This is a genomic window from Lentibacillus populi, assembly GCA_014642895.1.
Taxonomy (GTDB): domain Bacteria; phylum Bacillota; class Bacilli; order Bacillales; family Amphibacillaceae; genus Lentibacillus_C; species Lentibacillus_C populi.
Genome location: BMJD01000003.1, coordinates 71148 through 78390, shown reverse-complemented (window position 1 = coordinate 78390; position 7243 = coordinate 71148). Strand labels below are relative to the sequence as shown.

Here is a 7243-nt window from a genome sequence, read left to right as displayed (position 1 = left end):
AACTTCAGCCGGTGAGCAGGAAATTTCAGCCGGAGAGCGGGATCTTCGGCCGGTGAGCAGGAACTTCAGCCCGTGAGCAGAAACTTCGGCCGGTGAGCGAGAACTTCAGCCCGTGAGCTGGAAACTTCAGCCGGTGAACGGAAACTTCAGCCGGTGAGCTGGAACTTCAACCGGAGATCAGGAAACTTCAGCCCGTGAGCAGGATCTTCAGCCGGAGATCAGGAAACTTCGACCGGTGAGCGGGAAACTTCGACCGATGAGCAGGAACTTCAGCCGGTGAACGGAAACTTCAGCCGGTGAGCTGGAACTTCAACCCGTGAACTGGAACATCAACCGGAGAACGCAAGCATCGACTGGAGAGCTGGAACTTCAACACGAGAACGCAAGCATCGACCGGAAAGACTGATCATTCGAGTTTCTTGACCCAATGCGCGAGCTCCTTGGCTTAGCGTGCGAATTCCGATTTTAATTACGTTACTCTTAAAAAATCTTCTATCTTAAAAGGAAAGACGTAGCATGGCAAATGGAACGAAATTGTTAAAGGATACATTACTTTACTCGGTAGCTAATTTCGGCTCAAAAATATTGGTCTTTTTGATGCTGCCGTTGTATACCCATTATTTCACCACGGCCGAATACGGCTTGTGGGACATCGTTGTAACAACAGCGACATTGCTGGCACCATTTATTACATTTGAATTAGTTGCAGCAGTTTACCGGTGGTTGCTTGAAGAGAACGCGAAAGCAGCGAAACAAAGCATTATCACATCAGGTGCGGTCACCATCCTCCGCAATCTGCTGATTTTTAATGTTCTCACTGTATTCCTGTTCGTTTTTATTTCTGTCCCCTACGGCTGGGAAGCACTTGCATTTATTGATGTTTCGGTTTTCACCAGTTTTATGCAGCAATGTGCAAGAGGGTTGGGCTTTAATAAGCTTTTTGCCCTTATCGGCATCGTGCAAACTGCCATCACGGTAACGTTAAATCTTATTTTCATCCTCATCCTGGATTTGCGACTTGAGGCGTTTTTTTACTCAGCCATTATAGCCGGGATATGTGTTGTGGTTATGGCCTGGATTGCTATGGGCTTCGGTCGTTATCTTTCTCTGAAGGCTTATTCCAAAAAGCTTGTTAAATCCTTTCTTGTTTACTCAATCCCGATCATACCAGGCGCGGCCAGCTGGTGGGTGATGACGATGTCGGACAGGTATTTTATAACGATCTTTTTGGGGATGGATGATAACGGCATTTATGCGATCGCCAATAAAATTCCCGCTGTCCTGCTAATGGTAAGCTCAGTGTTTTCACTTGCCTGGAAGGATAGTGCTATCGTAGAGTTCGAATCAGCTGACAAAAATGAATACTACTCCAAGGTTTTCCGACACTTTTTCCGTTTGATGACAACTGCAGTCATTTGCCTAACGCTACTGACAAAACCTGTTCTGGCACTCTTTATTGCGGGTGACTTTTACAGTTCATGGAAATATATCGGCATTTTGTTGCTCGCAACGCTGGTAAGTTCCTTTTCCCAGTTTTGGGGAGCAGGCTATCATGGAGCCAGAAAAACGAATCTCATTTTCGTATCGTCGCTAGTCGGTGCTATTGTGAATGTGCTCGTCAATTTGCTGCTAATCCAGTATATCGGGTTATATGCAGTAGCGATTTCTACTTTTTTGGCCTTTTTAGTGATGTGGTTGATGAGGGTGTATTTTGCTGGCAGCTATTTTACTATCCGCATCAATTATCGCGATATGCTGATATTGCTGCCAGTAATGGCGGCTGCAATTATTGTCCCATTTATCTTTGACTGGGTCGGAATCGCGATAAGCATTTGTTTAGGGATACTCTTATTTTTCATGTACAACTGGAGGATGATGATGCTGGTGTTTCAAAATATGAAAGAGATGGTTGTTAGGCGGCTGGGGAAAGCAAATAGAGGATGATTATCGGCAGAAGTGTTAAACTTCTAATTAAAGAGACTCCACAGTAAATCTGGGAGTCCCTTTTATGGATGGTATAGAGCTTGTCAGCCAGTATTCCCTGTCAAAGGTGTCATACGGTTGCGACATGGTCAGGGTTTGTCAAATAAAGTGTGTAAGTTTATTTATTCATCTAATATATGCTTAAACAAGATACTACAACGTTTCACGCAATCGCTCAATCTCTTCTTTTTTCAAATGGGTTACTTCCGCAATTAATTCAATTGGCATCTCTTTCCTTAACATTTCAAGGGCTACTTCCTTGATACCGATCTGCTTGCCAATTTCTCTACCAATCTCCTTACCAACCTTCTCTCCGATTTCCTTTCCTTTGGCAATTCCCCGCTCCTCATACGAAATCGGCAGCTCCATAATCTTATCAGCGTTATCCAGTTGTTTGATCTCTTCCATTACCGCTTCCTCCTGCTCTTCGTTTAATTTTAAATACGTTTCGAAAAAGCCGTATATTAGCCTTTGCCGCGCCGGATCCAATTCCATCCTGGCCATCATTTTAAGGAATTCAACTTTCACCTGTACTTTTTCGTTATCTTTGTAATCCATTTTACTAAGCAATGCAGCGACAACTGGGTTATTCGATCTAATGTAATTTTTCCAATCCCTTTTACGTAAATGTAGTGTCATGTAATGAAATGATAATACATGAAAGAAAGGGAATTCCATCGTGTATAGGTTTCTTTCCCACTTTTCCTCATAACTGAAAACAGCAATTGGAATAATGGGCTTCCTATATTTATTATATAACAAACTAAAATAATGGAACATTCGCTCATGAAAGTCGTCTTGCTTACTATTCTGCGGTTCAATGTGAATGATAATAACTGTATCCGTTCCTTTCAGTTTGGTTTCCACCACAATATCCAGTCTTCGTGTTTTTCCTTGCACTAAATCTGTATAAACTTCCTCAGAAAATGGTTTAATGGATTGAAAATCAATGTTTTGGTGAACGTCGGGAAAAAAGGCTTCTAAAAAATCGTCGAAAAATGTGTGAATTAACTGTTTGAATAGTTGGTCATGCTTCGTGTAGCCGTGGGGTTTTTCTTTTATCAGCGTTGGGGGTAACATGATAGCACATCCTTTGCGAGGGTATGAGGCAGGAACAAGGGGAGTTATTTCTAAAATTAATATATCAGAACATTTCACCAAAGACAAGTGCTTATCTATTTTCTTCATTCCAAAACCAAGCCCCGTTATCTCCATTTCAAGAAATAACAGGGCGCCAACCAACCTTTCATTCATTACTTCAACGTCATTTTTTCAATGCCCCTGCCGCCTTAACACGAATCCTTGTTGCATTTCCCGGCAAGTAGGCAAGCGGAATATCTTCCAGGTCAACAATCACAAGATCATCAGGATCAGCACCTGCTACAATTGCTTCATTACGGGCCATTTCTTTAGCAGCCTCAATGGTTTCTTTCCGACCAAGCTCATCTATTGCAAAAATTTTCTCGATTTGACCACTGACCTGTGAAATAGCAGAACCAATCGCATTTGCAACGCCAAAGTTAGCTGGGCAAATGACTTCCGAAGCGCCTTTTAACGTATCTGGAAGTAAAATGCTCCCTCCACCAACTAAAATAACTGGTACAGGCTCAGCACTTGTTTTCATTTTATCCAGTGCCTCTTCCACCATATGCACCATTTTGGAGTAGATACGCTCTAACAGTGTCATGTCCAAATGCGCAACCTTTGATGGATCCCCTAGCTCAGCTTTTCCTAATCCGACAATCACATCTGTTGCCGTTAACATATCCCCGCCAAAAATAAGTGCCTTTTCAGAAAGCTGGTGACCAACACTGCTTGGTCCAATCTGGAATGTTTGGTCGTCCTGAACTTGAATAATTGTTCCACCACCAAGTCCGACAGACATGATATCCGGCATCCGAAAATTGGTGCGTACCCCGCCGATTTCAACCGCTAATGATGATTGACGCGGGAAGGCATTCGCTAAGACACCAATATCTGTCGTGGTCCCACCGACATCAATGACTAAGGCATCTGATATATTCGATAAATAAGACGCTCCCCGCAAACTATTTGTCGGTCCACAAGCAATTGTTAGAATTGGATAGCGAACCGTGTATTCCACCGACATGAGTGTACCATCATTTTGGCCAAAGAAAACCTTCGCATCTATATTTTCTTCCTTTAGTGCATTGATAAATCCGTTTGCTGTTGTTCTTGCCACTTCCACAACTGCTGCATTTAAGATCGTTGCATTTTCACGTTCCAATAGCCCGACATTGCCAATTTCACTTGATAAGGAAACCGCCACATCTTCGCCAAGCACCTTTTGGATTATCTCAGCAGCACGTTGTTCATGTTGATTGGAAACGGGTGAAAAAACTGATGTAATAGCAATAGAATCGACTTTCCCCTTTAATTCATTGGCTATTCGATATAGCTGCTTTTCATCAAGTTCGGTTATTTCACGTCCGTCAAATTCATGACCCCCGCGAACAATATACATGTATTTTCCTAAAATAGCCTTCAGGTCCTCCGGTACACCAATCAGGGGCTTAACGGATAATGTCGCTGGTGCACCGATCCGAATGACGGCAACTTTATTAAGCCGCTTCCGTTCCACAATGGCATTGGTGCAATGGGTTGTACCTAACATCGCGTAATTAATCTCCTCAACCGGTACGCGGGAAGCAGCTACCACTTCCTTCAATGCCTGATAAATTCCGCTGCTAACATCTTCAGTTGTAGGTGCTTTCGTTTCTGCTATAACGTTATACGCTTCATCCAAGATGACAGCATCTGTATGTGTTCCGCCTACATCGATTCCAATGCGATAACTTGGCATTATGCTTCCTCCTTATCTGCAAGCTTTTCAACTGGTGTGTAATCTACATCATACCCGAAATAGCGCGGGCCGGTTGTTTCGATCCCTTTTGTCGTCCGCCATTTAGGATGACAAGGCAGGCCAACTACAACACAGCGGGCTCCATATCGCAATCCTTCTGTCGTAATCGGCATTCCCGTATCAGAATCAAGAACTGCAATTAAGTCTGGCGTCATGCATAAAACTTTCTCCTTTGTTTCGGCTAAAAGATGCTCATTTTGGAATCGTAAATACAGCTCTTCGTGTTGATATGCTTCCATACCTTCAATCGTTGCAACCCCACGGGCAAACCCTGTTTCCGTTTTACGATCAATGTCCGTAACTTTACCTTTGAACAATTTATAGCCATTGGTCAGCTTTAACACTTCCGCAATTGGGTCTTCGTTTCGCTGCTTGGCCTCGCGAATTGATCGCCCGATTCTTTCCTCTAACAAGAGTGTATCAGGAATACCGCTTCGCTTGACGGTTTGCCCATTCATTGGATAAATCGACAGCATCACCGATCCTCCCATTTCAATTGTCGCACTACGGGCAATCCGTTCTGCCCATACATTGTTAACCGTATTAAGCAAGGAATGATTCCCTTTTTCATCAGCAAGAACCATTGGCGTAGCTGAAACACCTTCCAAATAAAAGGTCACCATCTGCAGTTCAGGAAATGCTCGTCCCATCCCGTCCGCATCAACGACCGGCAGTCCCAGCCTTGCCGCTAACGCAAAAGGTAGCATGGAGTTAACGCCGCCAGCTTCAATCGGCATGGTTGCAAAAATCTTTTTCCCAAGGTATGTCTCCAAGGATTGAAAAGCACCAATAGCTTCTTCTCCGCTTGGCACCTTTTCGACCATGACAGTTGGCGCCCCCATTGATGCAGAAGGAACAATTAAGGCATCATCAGGTACTTCGTCAACCGACAATACTTTAACTGGTCCATTATCTTCAATTGCCTGAAGCGCCATTAGTTTCCCAATATAAGGGTCACCGCCACCCCCTGTTCCTAAAAGAGCAGCACCAATTGCAATATCTTCTATCTCTTGTTTACCAATTAATCTCATGAAGCATTTCCTCCTTTAACCTGTGATTGCGAGACTAATTTTTCTGCCCTGGATTTGCTAACCAATTTCCCTGCGATAAGCTGTAACACAAACGCAACTAAGAAAGCATCAAATCCCGATGCACCGGTTATGGTAAACCAGCCAAATCCAGTTGGGACAGCTGTTGTCATGAAAGCAATCACCACAGCAATTATCCAAATAAGCACACTGGTAATTTCCACATTTTTAATTTCCGCTAGCTTTGTAAAGTTATATTTTCTGTGATTTATAATGAAATCAGCTACGTAAATCCCGCCTACAGGAGGAATAAACGCACTCAGGAAATTCAAAAACGGAATAAAATTATCGTAAATTCCTGCTAATGCCATCCCTGTACCAATGACCCCTGCTGAAATCGTGAGGACTGATTTAGGTATTTTCGGAAAAATCGTTGAAAATCCTAATGCCGATGAGTACAAATTGTTATCATTTGTAGTCCACTGTGCCAGTATCAAAATAAGCAGTGCTGCCGTTCCCCAGCCAAGACCAAGCATAATCTCCACGATATCTACCTTGGTGGTCGCCTTAGCCAGGATGGCGGCAATAATTAATACAATACTAAATCCGATAAAATATCCAACAAACGACGAGATGACCGCATCTTTTGTTGATCGTGCATACCGTGATATATCCGGTCCGATAATGGCTCCAATCGCCAGCGATCCAATGATCAACGATACCGCCGAGCCAAATGTTAAAGGATCACCAATAATTGGTGCCTGAGCTATTTTCGCAAATGATTGCCCGCTCACTACTTTAACCAGCGAGCTAATCAATAAGATTGCCAGCAGCGGTACAGCCAAAAGGCTTAATTTTTCGATTGCCTTATAGCCGATAAATGCAGTGGTAGTCATTAAAATACCACCAATGATAACGAGGAAAAAGGCTGGAATATGAATATTTAAGCCATCAATCAATACGTTCCGCAAGCTGCTTCCGAACAAGTCAAGCTGGACACCAAACCAGCCAAATAAAGCAAGCGCTATAATAATGGAAACGGCGTATGATCCATATCTGCCTAAAGCAAATCGGGATACTAACGCCGTCGACAATCCTGTTTTAGCCCCAACTACACAGCATAAAGCACTAAGTATTGCCAAAATAAACGAACCAATGAATGAAGCAATAATTGCCTCTGTTAAAGGTAAGCCCGCCCCAAGTGTGCCACCCAGGACAATCGCGGATAAAGCTACAATTCCGCCAATCCATACAAAGGACAATTTCCCCCAGCCTTTTCGTTTTTCCTGGGGTACTGGTTCCAGCTCATAATCCTGGACCAAGTCAAATCGATTTGCCATGATGTTTC

General features: G+C 43.4%; 5 protein-coding genes. 1 reads left to right on the top strand and 4 read right to left on the bottom strand.

All coding sequences use genetic code 11. From position 1 onward, the window contains the following. The first annotated feature begins 516 nt into the window (after positions 1 to 516). Positions 517 to 1944 (top strand): oligosaccharide flippase family protein, encoded by a 1428-nt coding sequence (locus IEX12_RS03555; protein WP_188724673.1) that lies wholly within the window; start codon positions 517 to 519, stop codon positions 1942 to 1944. A 192-nt stretch (positions 1945 to 2136) separates the two neighbouring features. On the opposite strand, the gene IEX12_RS03550 is transcribed toward IEX12_RS03555, so the two are convergent. From IEX12_RS03550 to IEX12_RS03535, 4 genes are all read right to left on the bottom strand, one after another. After that, complete coding sequence (locus tag IEX12_RS03550) at positions 2137 to 3063, bottom strand: RpnC/YadD family protein (RefSeq protein WP_188724672.1); 927 nt, start codon at positions 3061 to 3063, stop codon at positions 2137 to 2139. 184 nt (positions 3064 to 3247) lie between these two features. Further along, positions 3248 to 4807, bottom strand: a complete 1560-nt coding sequence (locus tag IEX12_RS03545; protein ID WP_188724671.1) for a hydantoinase/oxoprolinase family protein — start codon at positions 4805 to 4807, stop codon at positions 3248 to 3250. Then, positions 4807 to 5898, bottom strand: a complete 1092-nt coding sequence (locus IEX12_RS03540; RefSeq protein WP_188724670.1) for an S-methyl thiohydantoin desulfurase family protein — start codon at positions 5896 to 5898, stop codon at positions 4807 to 4809. The genes IEX12_RS03545 and IEX12_RS03540 overlap by 1 nt, the downstream gene beginning before the upstream one ends. Continuing rightward, entirely contained in the window at positions 5895 to 7235 is a 1341-nt protein-coding gene (locus IEX12_RS03535; protein WP_188724669.1) for a purine-cytosine permease family protein, read from the bottom strand. Before IEX12_RS03535 ends, IEX12_RS03540 begins: the two co-directional genes overlap by 4 nt. Positions 7236 to 7243 lie beyond the last annotated feature (8 nt).

Excerpts from the sequence above, each read along its gene's own strand:
- IEX12_RS03555 (WP_188724673.1), top strand. The coding sequence starts at position 517 with ATGGCAAATGGAACGAAATTGTTAAAGGATACATTACTTTACTCGGTA.
- IEX12_RS03550 (WP_188724672.1), bottom strand. The coding sequence starts at position 3,063 with ATGTTACCCCCAACGCTGATAAAAGAAAAACCCCACGGCTACACGAAG.
- IEX12_RS03545 (WP_188724671.1), bottom strand. The coding sequence starts at position 4,807 with ATGCCAAGTTATCGCATTGGAATCGATGTAGGCGGAACACATACAGAT.
- IEX12_RS03540 (WP_188724670.1), bottom strand. The coding sequence starts at position 5,898 with ATGAGATTAATTGGTAAACAAGAGATAGAAGATATTGCAATTGGTGCT.
- IEX12_RS03535 (WP_188724669.1), bottom strand. The coding sequence starts at position 7,235 with ATGGCAAATCGATTTGACTTGGTCCAGGATTATGAGCTGGAACCAGTA.